The sequence below is a fragment of the Stappia stellulata DSM 5886 genome, from assembly GCF_000423705.1.
Lineage (GTDB): Bacteria > Pseudomonadota > Alphaproteobacteria > Rhizobiales > Stappiaceae > Stappia > Stappia stellulata.
In genome coordinates, this window is record NZ_AUIM01000004.1 from 602609 (window position 1) to 619951 (window position 17343).

Annotated in this window: 12 protein-coding genes and 1 pseudogene; 6 read left to right on the plus strand and 7 right to left on the minus strand. The window is 64.8% G+C overall.

Going from position 1 to position 17343, the window contains the following annotated elements:
* Positions 1-5: 5 nt before the first annotated feature.
* From G572_RS0102960 to G572_RS0102970, 3 genes are all read right to left on the minus strand, one after another.
* Complete coding sequence (locus G572_RS0102960; protein WP_029057223.1) at positions 6-2087, minus strand: molybdopterin oxidoreductase family protein; 2082 nt, start codon at positions 2085-2087, stop codon at positions 6-8.
* Positions 2088-2231: 144 nt separating this feature from the next.
* The gene (gene ndk / locus G572_RS0102965; RefSeq protein WP_029057224.1) at positions 2232-2654 is read right to left on the minus strand and encodes a nucleoside-diphosphate kinase; all 423 of its coding nucleotides are present in this window, start codon (positions 2652-2654) and stop codon (positions 2232-2234) included.
* Positions 2655-2860: 206 nt separating this feature from the next.
* Positions 2861-3553, minus strand: coding sequence for a glutathione S-transferase family protein (locus G572_RS0102970; RefSeq protein WP_029057225.1), 693 nt, complete (start codon positions 3551-3553; stop codon positions 2861-2863).
* A gap of 361 nt (positions 3554-3914) precedes the next feature.
* On the opposite strand from G572_RS0102970, the gene G572_RS0102975 reads away from it, so the two are divergent.
* Positions 3915-5036, plus strand: a complete 1122-nt coding sequence (locus G572_RS0102975) for a M20 family metallopeptidase (RefSeq protein WP_029057226.1) — start codon at positions 3915-3917, stop codon at positions 5034-5036.
* 281 nt (positions 5037-5317) lie between these two features.
* Here G572_RS0102975 and G572_RS0102980 read toward each other — a convergent pair whose 3' ends face one another.
* The 4 genes from G572_RS0102980 to ugpB all read right to left on the minus strand — a co-directional run bounded on the left by G572_RS0102980 (position 5318) and on the right by ugpB (position 9551).
* Complete coding sequence (locus G572_RS0102980; protein WP_029057227.1) at positions 5318-6370, minus strand: sn-glycerol-3-phosphate import ATP-binding protein UgpC; 1053 nt, start codon at positions 6368-6370, stop codon at positions 5318-5320.
* Between the two features lie 6 nt (positions 6371-6376).
* Positions 6377-7213, minus strand: a complete 837-nt coding sequence (gene ugpE / locus G572_RS0102985) for a sn-glycerol-3-phosphate ABC transporter permease UgpE (protein WP_029057228.1) — start codon at positions 7211-7213, stop codon at positions 6377-6379.
* A gap of 8 nt (positions 7214-7221) precedes the next feature.
* Positions 7222-8103: a sn-glycerol-3-phosphate ABC transporter permease UgpA gene (gene ugpA / locus G572_RS0102990; protein WP_029057229.1), complete on the minus strand. Its 882-nt coding sequence runs from the start codon at positions 8101-8103 to the stop codon at positions 7222-7224.
* Between the two features lie 128 nt (positions 8104-8231).
* Positions 8232-9551 carry a sn-glycerol-3-phosphate ABC transporter substrate-binding protein UgpB gene (gene ugpB / locus G572_RS0102995; RefSeq protein ID WP_029057230.1) on the minus strand — a complete coding sequence of 440 codons (1320 nt, stop codon included), beginning with the start codon at positions 9549-9551 and terminating at the stop codon, positions 8232-8234.
* A gap of 399 nt (positions 9552-9950) precedes the next feature.
* Between ugpB and G572_RS22185 the strand changes: the two are divergent.
* The 5 genes and pseudogenes from G572_RS22185 to G572_RS0103020 all read left to right on the plus strand — a co-directional run bounded on the left by G572_RS22185 (position 9951) and on the right by G572_RS0103020 (position 17232).
* Positions 9951-11962, plus strand: a pseudogene (locus tag G572_RS22185) (PhoX family protein).
* Between the two features lie 204 nt (positions 11963-12166).
* Positions 12167-13645, plus strand: a complete 1479-nt coding sequence (locus tag G572_RS0103005; protein ID WP_029057231.1) for a replicative DNA helicase — start codon at positions 12167-12169, stop codon at positions 13643-13645.
* 132 nt (positions 13646-13777) lie between these two features.
* Positions 13778-14977, plus strand: a complete 1200-nt coding sequence (gene alr, locus G572_RS22190; protein ID WP_084649841.1) for an alanine racemase — start codon at positions 13778-13780, stop codon at positions 14975-14977.
* A complete protein-coding gene (gene radA / locus G572_RS0103015) occupies positions 14977-16374 on the plus strand; it encodes a DNA repair protein RadA (RefSeq protein ID WP_029057232.1) in 1398 nt (465 codons plus the stop codon). Before alr ends, radA begins: the two co-directional genes overlap by 1 nt.
* Positions 16375-16593: 219 nt before the next feature.
* The gene (locus G572_RS0103020; RefSeq protein ID WP_029057233.1) at positions 16594-17232 is read left to right on the plus strand and encodes a CvpA family protein; all 639 of its coding nucleotides are present in this window, start codon (positions 16594-16596) and stop codon (positions 17230-17232) included.
* Positions 17233-17343: the final 111 nt, after the last annotated feature.

The window sequence follows — 17343 nt, forward strand, 5'->3', positions numbered from 1 at the left end:
CGGCCTCAGGCCTTGCGCACCCACACCGCGATATCGTGGAACGCGGCGCCGCCATAGGGGGCGACCGCGTCCGCGCCGGTCAACGTGTTGATGCCCTTGCCGTCCGGATAGGCCTCATTCGGCCAGATGCCCTCCGCGATTGCCACGCCCGGCTTGAGGCCTTCGGTCACGCGCAGATGCAGCAAAACCGCCCCGCGCGCGTTGCCGATGCGGATCGCATCGCCGTCCTGAAGCCCGAGCGGCCCGGCATCCTCGGGCCGCATCATAAGCTCCGGACGCCCTTCCTTGTCGCGCGACCCCGCCGTCTCGTTGAAGGTCGAGTTCAGGAAGGAGCGCGCCGGCGCGGTCACAAGCCGGAAGGGATGGAGCTCGTCGGCGGCTTCCACGACGGCCCAATAGTCCGGCAGAGACGGTATCTCAGACCAGGGCCCCATTGGGCCGGCATTGGGTGCCGGCACCTTCGGCCAGTCGGGGCGGAAGCGAAACTTGCCGTCCGGCCAGGCGAAGCCCTTGAGATAATGCGCGGTCTCGAAATCCGGCTGGCAGTCGACCCAGCGGTCGCGCTCGATTTCCTCAAGCGAGCCGAAGTCGGACGCCTTCAGCATCCAGTCGATATGCTCGCGCGCGCTCATTGAGAAGCCGGGATGTTCCGTTGCGCCGAGCCGGCGCGCAAGGTCGTTCAGAACGACGAGATTCTCGCGCGTTTCGCCCGGCCCCTCGACGATCTTCGCGCCCAGCATCAGATACTGGTGGCCGCCGCCCTTGTAGATGTCGTCATGCTCCAGAAACTGCGTTGCCGGCAGCACGATATCGGCCATTTGGGCAGTTTCCGTCATGAACTGCTCATGCACGCAGACGAAAAGATCCTCGCGGGCGAAGCCCTGCTTGACCAGTTCCTGCTCGGGCGCGACCGAGACCGGATTGGTATTCTGGATCAGCATGGCATGCACGGGCGGCCCGCCGCACAGCGCTTCGCTGTCGCCGGTCAGCACCCGGCCGACCTGGCTCTGGTCGAGCTGGCGCACACTGGAATCGCGCAAGTCGCTCGCCTCGATCATCGACTTGTCGAGCGTGTAGATCGCGCCGTTGTTGTGGAACGCCCCGCCGCCCTCGTACTGCCAGGCGCCGGTCACGGCCGCGATGCAGGACGCCGCATGCATGGAAATCGCGCCGTTGCGCGAGCGCGTGAAGCCATAGCCCAGCCGGAAGTAGGTCCGTTTCGTCTCGCCGATCATCCGCGCGAAGGTCTCGATCTCCCCGACCGTGAGCCCGGTGATCGCCGATGCCCACTCCGGCGTGCGGGTCGCAACATGCGCCTCCAGCTCCGCCGGACAGTCGGTGAAGCGTTCCAGATAGGCGCGGTCGGCATGACCGTCGCGGAAGAGCACATGCATCGCGGCGCAGGCAAGGGCCGCATCCGTGCCCGGCCTGAGCACGAGCCCGAGGTCTGCCTGCTTGACCGTCTGTGTGGGATAAACGTCGATGGCGACGATCTTCGCCCCGCGCGTCTTGCGCGCTGTGACCGCGTGGGTCATCACGTTGACCTGTGTCGAGACCGGATTGGTGCCCCAGATCACCACCTGGTCGGAGACCGCCATCTCGCGCGGATCGGGACCGGCGAGCTTGCCGGTGCCGGCGATATAGCCGGTCCAGGCCATGTTGGTGCAGATCGTGTCGAACTGCAGCGAATAACCCTTGGCATGGCGAAGCCGGTGGATGCTGTCGCGCTGCACCAGCCCCATGGTCCCGGCATAGTGATAGGGCCACACGCTCTGCGCGCCATGCTCGGCTTCCGCCTTCAGGAAGGCTTCGGCCACCGCATCGAGGGCCACATCCCAGGAGATCTCCTCGAACCGTCCCTCCCCCTTCGGCCCGACACGGCGCAGGGGCTTCGTCAGACGGTCGGGATGATACAGCCGGTCCGCATAGCGCGCGACCTTGGCGCAGATCACGCCGGCGGTATAGGCGTTGTCGCGCGCGCCGCGCACCCGCCCGATCATACCATCCGCCAGAAGCTCCACCTCCAGCGCGCAGGTGGAGGGACAGTCATGCGGACAGGCGGACGCCTTGAGGACGGGAGCGGTCATGGGGTCGAGCGGTTCCGGTTGTCGGGAAAGTGCGACCGCAGGGTTTCCTTCCAGCGAAAGACTGTCAAGCGTGCGCGGCGGCACAAACGAAAAGACCGGCCAAACGGCCGGTCCTGACGCAGTTCAAATCGGATGAGGCAAGCCTCAGCCGACGATTTCGGTCTCGGAGAACCAGTAGGCGATCTCCTGAGCGGCCGTCTCGGGTGCGTCCGAACCGTGCACGGAGTTTTCGCCGATCGACAGCGCGTAGGACTTGCGGATCGTGCCCTCGGCCGCATCGGCCGGGTTGGTGGCGCCCATCACTTCGCGGTTCTTGGCAATCGCATTCTCTCCCTCGAGAACCTGCACGATCGTCGGAGCCGACGACATGAACTCGACGAGCTCGCCGAAGAACGGACGCTCCTTGTGGACCGCGTAGAAGCCCTCGGCCTCGCGCTGCGACATCCACACCCGCTTGGAAGCAACGACGCGCAGGCCGGCTTCTTCCAGCATCGCGGTGATCGCGCCGGTGAGGTTGCGACGCGTTGCGTCGGGCTTGATCATCGAAAAGGTACGCTCGATCGCCATGATGTTCTGGTCCTGTCTGGTTGCCGCCGGCCGCCCGTCTCACGGGTTCGCCAGCCGATTGAATTTCCGTATCCGTGTCTTCGGATGCCGCAGTCGTATAGCCGGGGAAATCGGCGTCCGCAAGGCCGGACCACGCCAGTGTTTTCCATGGATTCGCGGCAACAGGCGCGGCGAAGCCTGACAGTTTCAAACGGGCAATTTGCCGGCTAACCCGCCGCCGGTATCCTGCGCGCGCTTCCGTCGAACAGATCGAGGCAGCGTTCGAACCAGTCGGCCACCGGCGTGTCCGCCTCGATGAGCTTCAGCGGACTGGATACGCGCGCCCATTGCAGTGTGCCGAAAAGACTGTAATCGCCATAGAGCGGATTGTTGCCACCGATGAACGGTTGCGAGCGAAGCATGATGTTCATCGGCACCAGCGCCTTTGCAATCTCCGCCACCCGCGCCTCGCGGTCGTGTTGCACCTCTTCCAGCGTCTGTCCGAAGCGCGCCTCCCGCGTTTGCCGAAAATAGGCCTGATCGGCAGGCGCGAGAATGTCGTGAACGTCCTTGACGATAAGCCGCACGAGCAATGCGCTTACCGACGCATTCGCCCAGCTGTCGACGAATTTCGCCGCCGCCCGACCGCCGGCTCCCCCGAACAGGCTCGGCCGGTCGGGATAGCTGTCCTCCAGATACTCCGCGATGGCCCAACTGTCGCAAATCGTCCGCTCGCCATCGACCAGAATGGGCACGGTCTTGCCGGCCTCGGGCGCGATGTCCGCGATTTCGGTAAAAGGACGCGGCGCGATCTCGAACTCCAGTCCCTTGTGCAGAATTGCCATTTTGGCCCGCCAGCAAAACGGGCTGAAAGGCCGCTCAGCATCGTTTCCGCAAAGCTCATAGAGAATTCGGGTCAAGGCGACCTCCCCGGTCAGGATGTGTGTGTGGAGCGGACCCTACCCGCAGGCCCGCCACGATCCAATTTCGAATTGCCGCACCGGACCGCGTCCCAGCGACGCCCTTGCCGAAGCCCGCCGGAATTGAATCATTTTCCGAACGCGCGGAATCATTTTGCCAACGTCCACCCCCACCCCACTGAGAACGCGTGGTTTTCGCTCGCAGCCCAAGACGGGACGGGTTATCAATTGAACCCTCACCACCGGCGAAACGGGCCGTACCAGCCCCTCGCCCCACATGAAAAAACCGGGCCACCCCCCTCACGCGACTCATCGATTCCTCGTGCGGCGGAAAGGACCCGGTCGCCCAGAGAGGAACTCCATGACTTCAACGACCGACGCGCTGCTGAACGGCCTGCTCGACTGGGTTCGCATCGAGACGCACACCCCGGACACCGCCGGCCTGAACTCGCTGATGGATCTTGTCGCCGCGCAGGCCGCCGCCTTCGGCGCCACCAGCGAGCGCATTCCGGGTCGCAACGGCCACGGCGATCACCTGCTGGTCTATTCGCCCTGGGGCGACCGCGAGACGCCCGGCATCCTGTTCATGAGCCATCTCGACACCGTGCACCCCAAGGGCACCGTCGACGCGGACCTTCCGATCCACATCGAGGGCGACGCGGCCTATGGCCCCGGCATCTGCGACATGAAGGGCGGCGCCTACAATGCGCTGGCCGCCATGCGCGCGGTCGCCGAATCCGGTACGGCCCCGCCCCTGCCCGTCCGCATTCTCTACACCTCCGACGAGGAGGTCGGCAGCCCGACCTCCCGCGCGCTGATCGAGGCGCAGGGCAAATGGGCGAAATACGCCCTCGTGACCGAACCCGCCCGCAACGGCGGACACGTCGTCACCGCGCGCAAGGGCGTTGGACGCTTCACGCTGAAGGTCGAGGGCCGGCCCTCGCATGCCGGAGCCCGTCACTGGCAGGGCCGCAGCGCCGTCACCGAACTTGCACACCAGATCATCGCGCTGGAGGCGATGACCGATTATGACCGCGAGATCACCGTCAATGTCGGCCAGATCACCGGCGGCACCGGCACCAATGTCGTGCCCCAGCATGCCAGCGCCGAAATCGATCTGCGCGTGCCGACCGTGGAAGCGGCGAACGAAATGGTCGCCAGGATTACCGGGCTGACGCCGAAAACCCCGGACACGACGCTCACGATCACCGGCGGCATGAACCGCCCGCCCTTCGAGCAATCGGCGGCGAGCAAGGCGCTCTTCGACCACGCCGCGACGCTTGCCTCCGACATCGGCTTCGAGCTGATCGGCGAGACAACCGGCGGCGGGTCGGACGGCAACTTCATCGCAGCCGACGTCGCGACCCTCGACGGTCTCGGTCCGGATGGCGATGATGTGCATACGCTCAACGAGCGGATCTTCATCTCGTCGCTTGAGCCGCGCATGCAGCTGATGAAGCGGCTGATCGAAACGCTCACCTGACACGAAAAAGCCGGGCGCGCCTCGCGCCCGGCCGAGGATGATGACAAAGCCTCGAAAAGGCGTCATCCCGGGCGCCGCGTCAGCGGAGACCCGGGATCGGGGAGGCACCGCCTCGCGGCTGGCAACGCCCTAGACAGGATAGGTTTTTGGCTCTCCGATACCGGGTCGCGCTTGCGCTTGCCCGGTATGACGCGGGAGAGCATTCGTATCCTTCGCCGGCAGCCTGGCGAACACCCGGCAAGCGCCGGGCGTCCTGACTCCGCAGAAAATACCCAAAGACCTCAGTCCGCGATGCGTTTGCCGTCGGCGCCGAAGAAATGCAGGTCGGCTGCCGCGCAGGTGATATGGACGCGCGCGCCCGTCTGCGGGACCTTGGACGATCCCTCCACCCGCACGATCATCGCCTCGCCGTCGATCAGACGCACATGCGCGAGCGTCTCCGCGCCGAGCGCTTCGGCAATCGCCAGTTCGCCCGTCAGCACGGCGTCCGCCTCGCTGCAGAACGCCAGATGCTCCGGCCGCACGCCCACCGTCACCGCCTCTTCGGGCGGCGCGTTCTTCGTGCCGATCTGACCGAGCAGACCGCTTTCGCGCAGCCGTTCGACGGACAGGAAATTCATCGGCGGGGAACCGATGAAGCCGCCGACGAAGGTCGACGCCGGCGTGCGATAGACATCGAGCGGCGAGCCGACCTGTTCCGCGACGCCCCCGTTCATGACGATGATGCGGTCGGCCATGGTCATGGCCTCCACCTGATCATGCGTGACATAAAGCGACGTGACGCCGAGACGGCGCTGCAGCGTCTTGATCTCCACGCGCATCTGCACCCGAAGCTTGGCATCGAGATTGGACAGCGGCTCGTCGAAGAGGAAGACCGCCGGCTCGCGCACGATGGCGCGCCCCATTGCGACGCGCTGGCGCTGTCCGCCGGACAACTGCCGCGGCTTGCGGGTCAGGTACTCGCCGATTTCCAGGATCTTCGCAGCCGCTTCGACACGCTCGGCGATTTCCGCCTTGGGAACGCCGGCGATCTTCAGCCCGTAGGCCATGTTGTCGTAGACGCTCATATGCGGATAAAGCGCATAGTTCTGGAACACCATGGCGATGTCGCGTTCACGCGGTTCCAGATCGTTGACGACGCGCCCGCCGATGGAGATCTCGCCGGAGGTGATCGTTTCCAGGCCAGCCACCATACGCAGCAAGGTGGACTTGCCGCAGCCGGACGGGCCGACGATGACGATCAGCTCGCCGTCGGCGATCTCGGCATCGACCCCATGGATGACCTCGGTCGGACCGTAGGATTTTCGAACGTCTGAAAGGGCGATCTGCGCCATCGGATGCTATTTCTCGCTTTCCACGAGGCCCTTCACGAACAGCCTCTGCATGAAGACGACGACGGCCACGGGCGGCAGCATGGCCATCAGCGTGGTCGCCATGATGACGGGCCAGTCGGCGATGTCGTCGCCGGAGGGAAACATCTGCTTGATGCCCATCACGATGGTGTTCATCTCCGGCTTGGTGGTGATCAGCAGCGGCCAGAGATACTGGTTCCACCCGTAGATGAAGAGGATCACGAAAAGCGCGGCGATGTTGGTGCGCGACATCGGCAAAAGGATATCGAGGAAGAAGCGCACGGGTCCGGCGCCGTCGACGCGCGCGGCCTCCGCCAGTTCGTCTGGAACGGTGAGGAAGAACTGCCGGAACAGGAAAGTCGCGGTTGCCGAGGCGATCAGCGGCAGGATCAGTCCTGTGTAGGAGTTCAGCATTCCGAAGCCCGCCACGACCTCATAGGTCGGCACGATGCGCACCTCTACCGGCAGCATCAGTGTCAAAAAGATGAGCCAGAAGAACATCATGCGGAACGGGAAGCGGAAATAGACGATGGCATAGGCGGAAATGATCGAAATCACGATCTTGCCGACCGCGATCCCCATCGCCATGACGCTGGAATTGACGATCATCAGCCATACGGGCGCATTGATGCCTTGCGTCAGCGCGGCCGTGTAGTTTTCGATGAAATGCGCGCCCGGCAGCAAGGGCATCGGCGGACGGGCGATCTCCGGCTGCGTCACCGTGGAGGCGACAAAGGCCATGTAGATCGGAAAGCAGATGATCGCGATGCCGACCAGCAAGCCGATATGGGTCAACCAGGTGCCAAGCCCGCGTTTTTCGACCATCCCGCTCATCAGTAGTGCACCTTGCGTTCGATATAGCGGAACTGCACGACGGTCAGCAGGCCGACGAGCACGAGCAGGATCACCGACTGGGCTGCCGACGAACCGAGGTCCTGTCCGACAAAACCGTCGGAGAACACCTTGTAGACCAGGATCGTCGTCGCCTGCTGCGGCCCGCCCGCTGTGATCGTGTGGATCACGCCGAAGGTCTCGAAGAAGGCGTAGACGATATTGACGACAAGCAGGAAGAACGTCGTCGGCGACAGAAGCGGGAACACGATGGTCCAGAAGCGGCGCGCGAAGCTAGCGCCGTCGATCGCCGCCGCCTCGATCACGCTTTTCGGAATTGCCTGGAGGCCGGCGAGAAAGAACAGGAAATTGTAGCTGATCTGCCGCCAGGAGGACGCGGCCACCACAAGGCCCATCGCCTCGCCGTCGTTGAGCACGTGGTTCCAGTCGTAGCCGGCGGCACTCAAGTACCAGGCAACGAGACCGACGTTTGGATTGAACATGAAAAGCCACAACACACCGGCAACGGCCGGCGCGACCGCATAGGGCCACACCAGAAGCGTCTTGTAGGCGCTCGACCCCTTGATCACGCGGTCGGCCATCACGGCAAGCCAGAGCGCGGCGCCCATGGAGGTCACCGTAACCAGCGTCGAAAACACGACCGTCGTCTTGAAGGAGGCGAGATAATAGGGGTCGCTCAGCAGGAACTCGAAATTGCCCCAGCCGACGAACTGCGAACTGAGCCCGAAGGGGTCGGGGATGAAAGCCGACTGATAAATCGCCTGCCCGGCCGGCCAGAAAAAGAACAACAAGGTGACCACGATCTGCGGCGCAAGCAGCAGATAGGGCAACAGCCGGTTGTTGAAGACGACGCGTTTTTGCATCTCGCGAGGCACCGTTCAGGCGGTTCTATATGATTATGCCGAATGCACGGACGGCCCGAAGTGTGTCCGGGCCGTCCGCATGGTCGGAGACGGGGCGCCGCCGGCCTTGCACCGGCGGCGCTCTTCCCTCAGCGGTTGGCCTGCTCGAAGCGACGCAGCAGCTGATTGCCACGCTGGACTGCGCTGTCGAGCGCCGTCTGTGCGTCCTTGTCGCCGGCCCACACCGCTTCCAGTTCCTCGTCGATGATGCCGCGGATCTGGTCGAAGTTGCCGAGACGCAGGCCCTTGGAGTTCGCCGTGGGCGCCTTGCCCGTCATCTGGATGATGGCGATGTCGGTGCCCGGATTCTCCTTGTAGAAACCGGCTTCCTTGGTCTGCTCGTAAGCAGCCGAGGTGATCGGCAGATAGCCGGTGTTCTGGTGCCAGTTGGCCTGAATGTCGGAGGACGAGAGGAAGTTGAGGAATTCGGCGACGCCGGCGTATTCCTCATCCTCATGGCCGCTCATCACCCACAGCGACGCACCGCCGATGATGGTGTTTTGCGGCGCACCGTCGACATTGGACCAGTAGGGAAGCGCGCGGATGTCGAAGGCGAACTCGGCTTCCGCCTTCACACCGGCGTAGCCGGCAGACGACTCGGTGAAGAACGCGCATTCGCCGGAGCGGAAACGCGCACCGCCCTCGTTGCGGCGGCCGGCATAGATGAACTTGCCGTCCTTCGCCCAGTCACCCATGGCCTGGATGTGCGCGACCTGAACCGGGCCGTTGAAGGCGAGCTCGGTGTCGGTGCCGGCAAAGCCGTTCTCCTTCGTGGCGAAGGGAACGTTGTGATAGGCGGAGAGGTTCTCCAGATGCACCCAGCTCTGCCAGGCGGTCGTCAGCGGACAGGACGAGCCATTCTCCTTCAGCGCGTCGAGCGCGGTGCCGACCTGCTCCCAGGTGGACAGATCCATGTCCGGATCGAGACCGGCGGCCTCCAGCGCATCGCGGTTCACGTAGAGCACCGGCGTGGAGGAGTTGTACGGCAGCGACAGCATGTCGCCGTCGGTCGTCGTGTAATAGCCCTTCACGGCCGCCAGATAGGCATCCGCATCGAACGGTTTGCCGGTGTTTTCCATCAGCTCGTAGACCGGCACGATGGCGCCCTTGGCGGACATCATGGTCGCCGTACCGACTTCGAAGACCTGAAGAATATGGGGCTGCTCACCGGCGCGGAACGCGGCGATGCCGGCATTCAGCGCCTCGGAGTAGTTGCCCTTGTGCGACGCGACGACAACGAACTCGTCCTGCGAGGCATTGAACTTCTCCACCTGCTCGGCGAGGAGCTCGCCCAAGCGGCCGGTGAAGGCATGCCACCACTGGATTTCGGTCGCGGCGAAGGACGCCGTGGTGCTTCCGGCCAGGATTGTCGCGGCGACAAGCCCGGCGAGTGTCTTACGATAAGCCATTGTGTTTGCTCCCATAACCGGGCCTTTGCCCGACGTGCGGTTGAGGAACGGCAGGCGGGCCCGGATGGCCACACCGAACGAAACGTCCGCTTTTCGTATTGTTTTCATATGAACAATAAATGTCGCTCACATGAACATTAAGCGACACTTCAATGACAGGTGCAAGCCCTGAGCGCGATCTGTGTCGGACTGTCTTCGCACATGGTGCCTCCATCTGTCGGAGCTGTCACGAAACCGCAGTACAGCGTCGCAAGGATTTTCGTGCCCGTCGCGCCATGAGCGCCGGAAAGACCTGACCTTCTGGAGTTTTCCACAGCCGGGCATCATTGTCCTCCAGACTTGGTCTTTGAATTTCCAAAGCCGCGCCGCGCCATGCCCAGACGAGGGAGACTAGCGCTGATGAACAGAAGCGAATCCGTGGACGGTTTCGGCAACAGGGCGGAAGCCTTCGAAGAGGCCGACAACACCGTCCTGAGCCCCGGACGTGCCGCGACCTTCGGCGATATCGTCAACCGCAGGTACGGCCGCCGCGCGATCCTGCGCGGCGCACTTGGCGTCACCGCCGCAACCGCCCTCTTTGGCACGACTGCCCTCACCGCGGCGACCGGAGCCCGCGCCGCGTCCGCGACCTTCGCCTTCATGGAACTGGAAAGCGGCAACGACGAGCGTCATCACATCGCCGATGGTTATGATGCCGACGTCCTGATCGCTTGGGGGGATCCGCTCTTTCCCGATGTCGGCGCGTTCGACCCGCAGGCCCAGTCGGCGGAAGGCCAACTCAAGCGTTTCGGCTACAACAACGACTACGTCGGTTTCGTCCCCCTTGCGGAAGACGGATCGCACGGGCTTGTCTGTGTAAATCACGAATACACCAACGAGGAAGTCATGTTCCCCGGCATCGGCCGGCAGGACAACAAGGACTTCGCCGACATGACGCGGGAGCTTGTCGACATCGAGATGGCCGCGCACGGCGGGTCGGTGTTCGAGATCGCGCGCGGCGCCGAGGGCAAATGGTCCGTGGTTCTGGACAGCCCCTACAATCGCCGCATTACGGCGCTCGAGACGGAAATGACCATCGACGGGCCGGCCGCCGGCCATGCGCGGATGAAAACCAGGGCGGATCCGGACGGGATCAGGGTGATCGGCACGCTCAACAATTGCGCCGGCGGCATCACGCCCTGGGGCACCTATCTGATGGCCGAGGAAAACTTCCACGGTTATTTCTGGACCGACACGCTCGACGCGGACGGCAAGCCGCGCATCGAGCGCGCCGACGCCGAAAGCCTGAAGCGCTATGGCGCGCCGGGGCGCTGGTACAACTGGGGTCAGCATCACGAACGCTTCAACATCGACGTGGAACCCAACGAAGTGAACCGCTTCGGCTGGGTCGTCGAGGTCGATCCGATGGACCCGGCCTCCACGCCGGTCAAGCACACCGCGCTCGGTCGTTTCCGTCACGAAGGCTCCGAAACCATCGTCAACGCGGACGGCCGCGTCGTGGTCTACACAGGCGACGACGCCCGCTTCGACTATGTCTACAAATTCGTCTCCGCCGGCACCGTTTCCGATGACCGCGCCGCCAACATGACGCTCCTGTCGGAAGGGACGCTCTACGTCGGCAAATTCCACGAGGACGGCTCGCTCGACTGGCTGCCGCTCGTCCATGGCGAGGGACCGCTGACGGCCGAGAACGGCTTTACCAGCCAGGCGGACGTCCTGATCGACGCCCGTCTCGCCGCCGATGCGTTGGGAGCGACGCCGATGGATCGGCCGGAAGACGTGCAGCCGGGGCCGGACGGCAAGGTCTACATGATGCTGACCAACAACACCCGCCGCAAGGAAGGCCAGGAAGACGCGGCCAACCCGCGCGCCGACAATGCCTTCGGCCACATCGTCGAGATGATCGCGCCCGATGCCAACCATACCGCAAGCAGCTTCACCTGGAACATCCTGGTGAAATGCGGGGACCCGACAATTGCCGAGGTCGGAGCGCAATGGGGGCCGGAGACCTCCGGGCACGGCTGGTTCGCCTCTCCCGACAATTGCGCCATCGACGCAGACGGCCGTCTCTGGATCTCCACCGACCAGGGGTCGAACTGGGGGAAGACGGGCAAATCCGACGGGCTCTACGCGCTGGAGACGGACGGCGCGTTGCGCGGCTCCTCGAAGCTCTTCTTCCGCTGCCCCGTCGGCGGCGAACTTTGCGGTCCCTATTTCACGGCGGACCAGACGACACTCTTCCTCGCCGTCCAGCACCCGGCACAGACGGCACCAAGGATTTCAAGGGGTTCGAGCGCGCCTCGACCTTCGAGGATCCCGCAACCCGCTGGCCCGATTTTCAGGAAGGCATGCCGCCGCGCCCCGCCGTGGTCGTCGTGACGAAACAGGGCGGCGGCAGAATCGCCGTGTAACGGCCATGCCACCGCCTATCGATGCCCGCCCCCCGCGACAGAGCCGGCGGGGTGCGGACCAACCCGCCGCGCACAGTCAAGCGGATTCACGAAGTCGTCCCCAGTGGATTCACGGACCGTGAATCATCGGCGTGAATCCCTGGCCTGCCTCTTGTCTCGCCTCCCCCGGCCCGATACGACAGAGGCCTTGCTAGGGGATGAAAGATGAAGGGTACGGCACCGGCGAACGATACGACCGCCGCGGCACAGATGCGTGTGGCTCCGCACAACGCGGAGGCTGAACGCCAGCTTCTCGGCGCCATCATCGTCAACAACGAGACCTATTACCGCGTCTCGGATTTTCTCGAGCCGGGCCACTTCTTCATCGAGCCGCACCGCGAGGTCTATGAAAAGGCCGGCCAGCTCATCCGCGCCGGCAAGGTCGCCTCGCCGATCACGCTGAAGACCTTCTTTGCGCAGGATGCCAAGATCGCCGACATGTCGGCGGCGCAATACATCCTGCGTCTCGCGGCGGATGCCGCCTCCATCATCAACGCGGAAGACTACGGCCGCGCGATCTACGACCTCGCCATTCGCCGCAACCTGATCCGCATCGGCGAGGACATGGTCAACATCGCCTTCGATGCGCCGATCGACATGCCGCCGGGTGCGCAGATCGACGACGCCGAACGTCGCCTGTTCGAGCTTGCGGAAAAGGGCAGCGCCAACGCCGGCTTCGTCTCCTTCGGCGACGCGTTGACGGCGACCATCGAGATGGCAGCCGCCGCCTACCAGCGCGAGGGCGCGCTGTCGGGCCTTGCCAGCGGGTTGCGCGATCTGGATGGGCTGATGGGCGGTCTTCAGCATTCGGACCTGATCGTGCTCGCGGGACGCCCGGCCATGGGCAAGACGTCGCTTGCGACCAATATCGCCTACAATGTCGCCGAAGCCTATCAGGCGGAGGAACAGCCGGACGGCACGATGAAGACGATCAACGGCGGCGTCGTCGGCTTCTTCTCGCTGGAAATGTCGGCCGAACAGCTCGCCACCCGTATCATTTCCGAGCAGACCGAGATCTCCTCGTCGAAAATCCGGCGCGGCGACATTTCGGAACACGACTTCGAAAAACTCGCCGCCGCGTCGCAGACGATGCAAAGCGTGCCGCTGCATGTCGACCAGACCGGCGGCATCTCGATCTCGCAGCTCGTCGCACGCGCAAGGCGGCTGAAGCGGCAGCGCGGCCTCGACCTGCTGATCGTCGACTATATCCAGCTCCTTACAGGGTCCAGCAAGAACCAGGGCAACCGCGTCCAGGAGATCACGGAGATCACCACGGGCCTGAAGGCGCTTGCCAAGGAGCTTAACGTCCCGATCATCGCGCTGTCCCAGCTCTCGCGCCAGGTCGAATCGCGCGACGACAAGCGTCCCATTCTCTCCGACCTGCGTGAATCAGGCTCCATCGAGCAGGATGCCGACGTGGTGATGTTCGTGTTCCGCGAGGAATACTATCTCGCTAAGGCCATCGGCCAGGAAGCGACGCCGGAGGACATGGAGAAGCTCGACCGTGTGCGCAACCGCGCCGAGGTGATCATCGCCAAGCAGCGTCACGGACCGACCGGCACCGCCAACCTGCACTTCCAGGGCGAGTTCACGCGCTTCTCCGACCTCGCCGACCCGGACCGCTTCCCCGAACCGCATCAGTGACACGCTCATGCGACGGACGGCGCGCTTGACGCATCTGCGCCCGCGCGCCCAAATGCGCGCATGCGTTTGCGGCCGGGTTGACGGCACGGCGCTATCCGCCCCTCGCCCGCCGGCGAGCGACGAGACGGGGCAATGGCCCCATTCACGCCATGGATCAAGACGGATTTGACCGACCACAGCTCTCCCGCCCGCGACGGCGCCGTCCCGCCCCCCGGCGACGGCGGACGCATCACCATCGATCTGGACGCACTCGCCGCCAACTGGCAGGCGCTCGACGCGCGGCTAAGCGACGATGCGGAGTGCGGCGCGGCCGTCAAGGCCGACTGCTACGGTCTCGGATCGGATGAAGGCCTCGCCGCCCTCTGGACGGCCGGCTGCCGGACGTTTTTCGTTGCAACCCCTCAGGAGGGCGTCGCCACGCGCAAGCGCCTTCCCGACGCGACGATCTACATTCTCAACGGGCTTTATCCGGGTGCGGCGGCGTTTTACGCAGGCCAGGGCTTGCGCCCGGTGCTTGGATCCGTTGACGAAGTCGCCGAATGGCGCGGTTTCGTCTCCGCCCAAAGCGCAGCGGCGGCGGCGGGGCTGCATGTCGACACCGGAATAAGCCGCCTGGGCCTGTCGTTCGACGAAGCGCGGGCAGTCGCCGCGGAGACCGCCTCCGGATTCACGCCCGATCTCGTGATGTCGCACATGGCCTGCGCCGACCGGCCCGACCATCCGATGAACCCGGTCCAGCTCGAGCGCTTCCATGCGGCAACCGCGCTTTTCCCGCACGCCCGCCGTTCGCTGGCGAATTCCGCCGCCGTCTTCCTGGGAAGCGACTACCACTTCGACGTTGCCCGTCCCGGCATCACGCTTTACGGCGCCAGCGCCTCTGAACTGCCGCAGGCGCGGCTGCGCCCCGTGGTGACGCTGGAGAGCCGCATCCTTCAGGTGCATGAGCTTACGCGCGGCGAGACCATCGGTTATGGCGCGACCTTCACCGCCCCGGCCGACATGCGTGTCGCCATGGTCGCGGCCGGATATGCGGACGGCTATCTGCGCGCCAGCGGCTCCACGGACGACAAGCGCGGTGCCGACGCCTGGATCGCAGGCTACCGGCTGCCGATTCTGGGCCGGGTGTCGATGGACATGTCGGCCTTCGATGTGAGCGCCGTGCCGCCGGATGTTGCGTGTCGCGGCGCCTTTGTCGAACTCTTCGGCCCCAATATTCCGATCGACGAGACCGCGCAATGCGCCGACACCATTGGCTATGAACTGCTGACCGGTCTCGGGCGCCGGTTTTCGCGGCGCTATCTCCCGGTTCGGTCCGCAAGAGGCGAGAGCTGATGGCCAAGCGCTCGACCTCCTTTGTCTGCCAGTCCTGCGGCGCGGTCGCAGCAAAATGGGCCGGGCGCTGCGACAGTTGCGGCGACTGGAACAGCCTGGTGGAGGAACGCACCGGCGCGGGCGTCGGCGGCTCTCCCGCGCCCGTCAGCCGCCGCAAGGGGCGCGTGGTGCCGCTTGTCGGCCTTTCGGGAGAAAGCGAGGCGCCGCCGCGCATTGAAACACATGTCGGCGAACTCGACCGCGTCACCGGCGGCGGCTTCGTGCGCGGCTCCGCGCTTCTGGTTGGCGGCGATCCGGGCATTGGCAAGTCGACGCTGCTCATCCAGGCAGCGGCCGAGGTTGCGCGCGGCGGCCATCGCGCAGTCTATATTTCCGGCGAGGAGGCGATCGACCAGGTGCGGCTGCGAGCCGCACGCCTCGGGCTGACGGACGCGCCGGTCGGGCTTGCCGCCGAAACCAGCGTCGAGGACATCCTGGCAACACTGACCGACGGCCCCGCGCCAGCGCTCGTCATCATCGATTCCATCCAGACGCTTTGGACGGAAACGGTGGAATCCACCCCCGGAACAGTGACACAGGTTCGCGCGTCGGCGCAGGCGCTGGTGCGCTACGCGAAATCGAGCGGCGCCACCGTCATTCTCGTCGGACATGTCACCAAGGACGGACAGATCGCAGGCCCCCGCGTCGTCGAACACATGGTCGACGCTGTGCTCTACTTCGAGGGCGACGGCGCGCATCAGTACCGCATCCTGCGTTCGGTCAAGAACCGCTTCGGCGCCACCGACGAGATCGGCGTCTTCGAGATGACCGACAAGGGCCTGAGCGAGGTCGCGAACCCTTCCGCGCTGTTTCTCGGCGAACGCTCCGGCCGCACGCCGGGCTCGGCGGTCTTCGCGGGGCTCGAAGGCACCCGCCCGCTGCTGATCGAGATCCAGGCGCTGGTCGCGCCCTCCCCGCTCGGCACCCCGCGCCGGGCCGTGATCGGCTGGGACAGCGCGCGGCTTTCGATGATCCTGGCGGTGCTGGAGGCCCGCTGCGGCGTGCGTTTCGCGCAAAACGACGTCTATCTGAATGTCGCCGGCGGATTGCGCGTCACCGAAACGGGCGCGGACCTTGCGGTCGCAGCGGCGCTGGTCTCCTCCCTCAGCGGGGTTGCCCTGCCCGCCGATTGCGTCTATTTCGGCGAGATCAGTCTGTCAGGTGCCGTACGGGCGGTCTCCCAGGCGCAGAACCGCCTCAAGGAAGCCCAGAAACTCGGCTTTACCGCAGCCTTTGTTCCAGACGCCAATCTGGCGGACGGCAAGGGCGAGACCGGTGAGGTCTCCGGGCTTTCCGAACTCGCCGATCTGGTCGCGCGCATCGCCTCCGGGTCGGGTTCGCAAGACCCCGCCGGGTAAACGGAGTGCGGAGGCGCTGTAACGGACGCAACGAGACAAAGGCGAAGCCGCATCCCGCCTTGCGCGGATGCCAGCGCCGTGACAGGAAAGCGGGCGCGTTTCTTCCGTGGCACACGGGACGCGAATCGCGATCTTTGAAGTAAACTTGCCGCGCCGGGCCCACGCGGACGACTGGGCCCAACACGCCGTATGGGCTGCGACCAGGGACCGTGCCGAGCAATGCCGATCACCATTCTTGACGGAATTCTTCTCGTCATCATGTTCTTGTCCGCGATCCTCGCGATGATCCGCGGTTTCGTGCGCGAGGTCCTGTCCATCGCATCCTGGGTCGCGGCCGCCGTTGCCGCCTTTCTGCTCTACAAGCAGGTGCTGCCCTTCGTGCAGCAGTATATCGCCCAGGAAAGCGTGGCGCTCGGGGTGTCGGTCGCCGGTGTCTTTCTCATCACCCTGATCCTGGTGAGCTACATCACCATGCGCATCTCGGACTTCGTGCTGGACAGCCGCATCGGCGCGCTGGACCGCTCGCTCGGCTTCGTATTCGGCGCCCTGCGCGGTCTGTTGCTGGTCGTCGTCGCCATGCTGTTCTTCAACTGGTTCGTGCCCGCACAGGAACAGCCGGGCTGGATTGCCACGGCAAAGTCGAAGCCGATGCTCGACTCGATCGGAAACCGGCTCGTGGCAGCGCTTCCCGAGGACCCCGAAAAGGCGATCCTCAACCGCATTCGCAACGGCGCCGGACAGCCGTCCGGCGAGAGCGCGCCGCAAAGACAGGCCGCACCTGCCGAAGAACAAGGCTATTCCGATACCGAGCGACGCGGGCTGGAACAGTTGACGACGTCGGGCTCGTCCACCAACTGAGTGGCAGACACGCTTGCGCGAAATCTGCGTTCCCGCCTTTCGCGGTTGAACGCGATCATGAGATATCCGGGCGTCCGCTTGCGCGACGCCGGTAACGGGTTCACGCTGTCG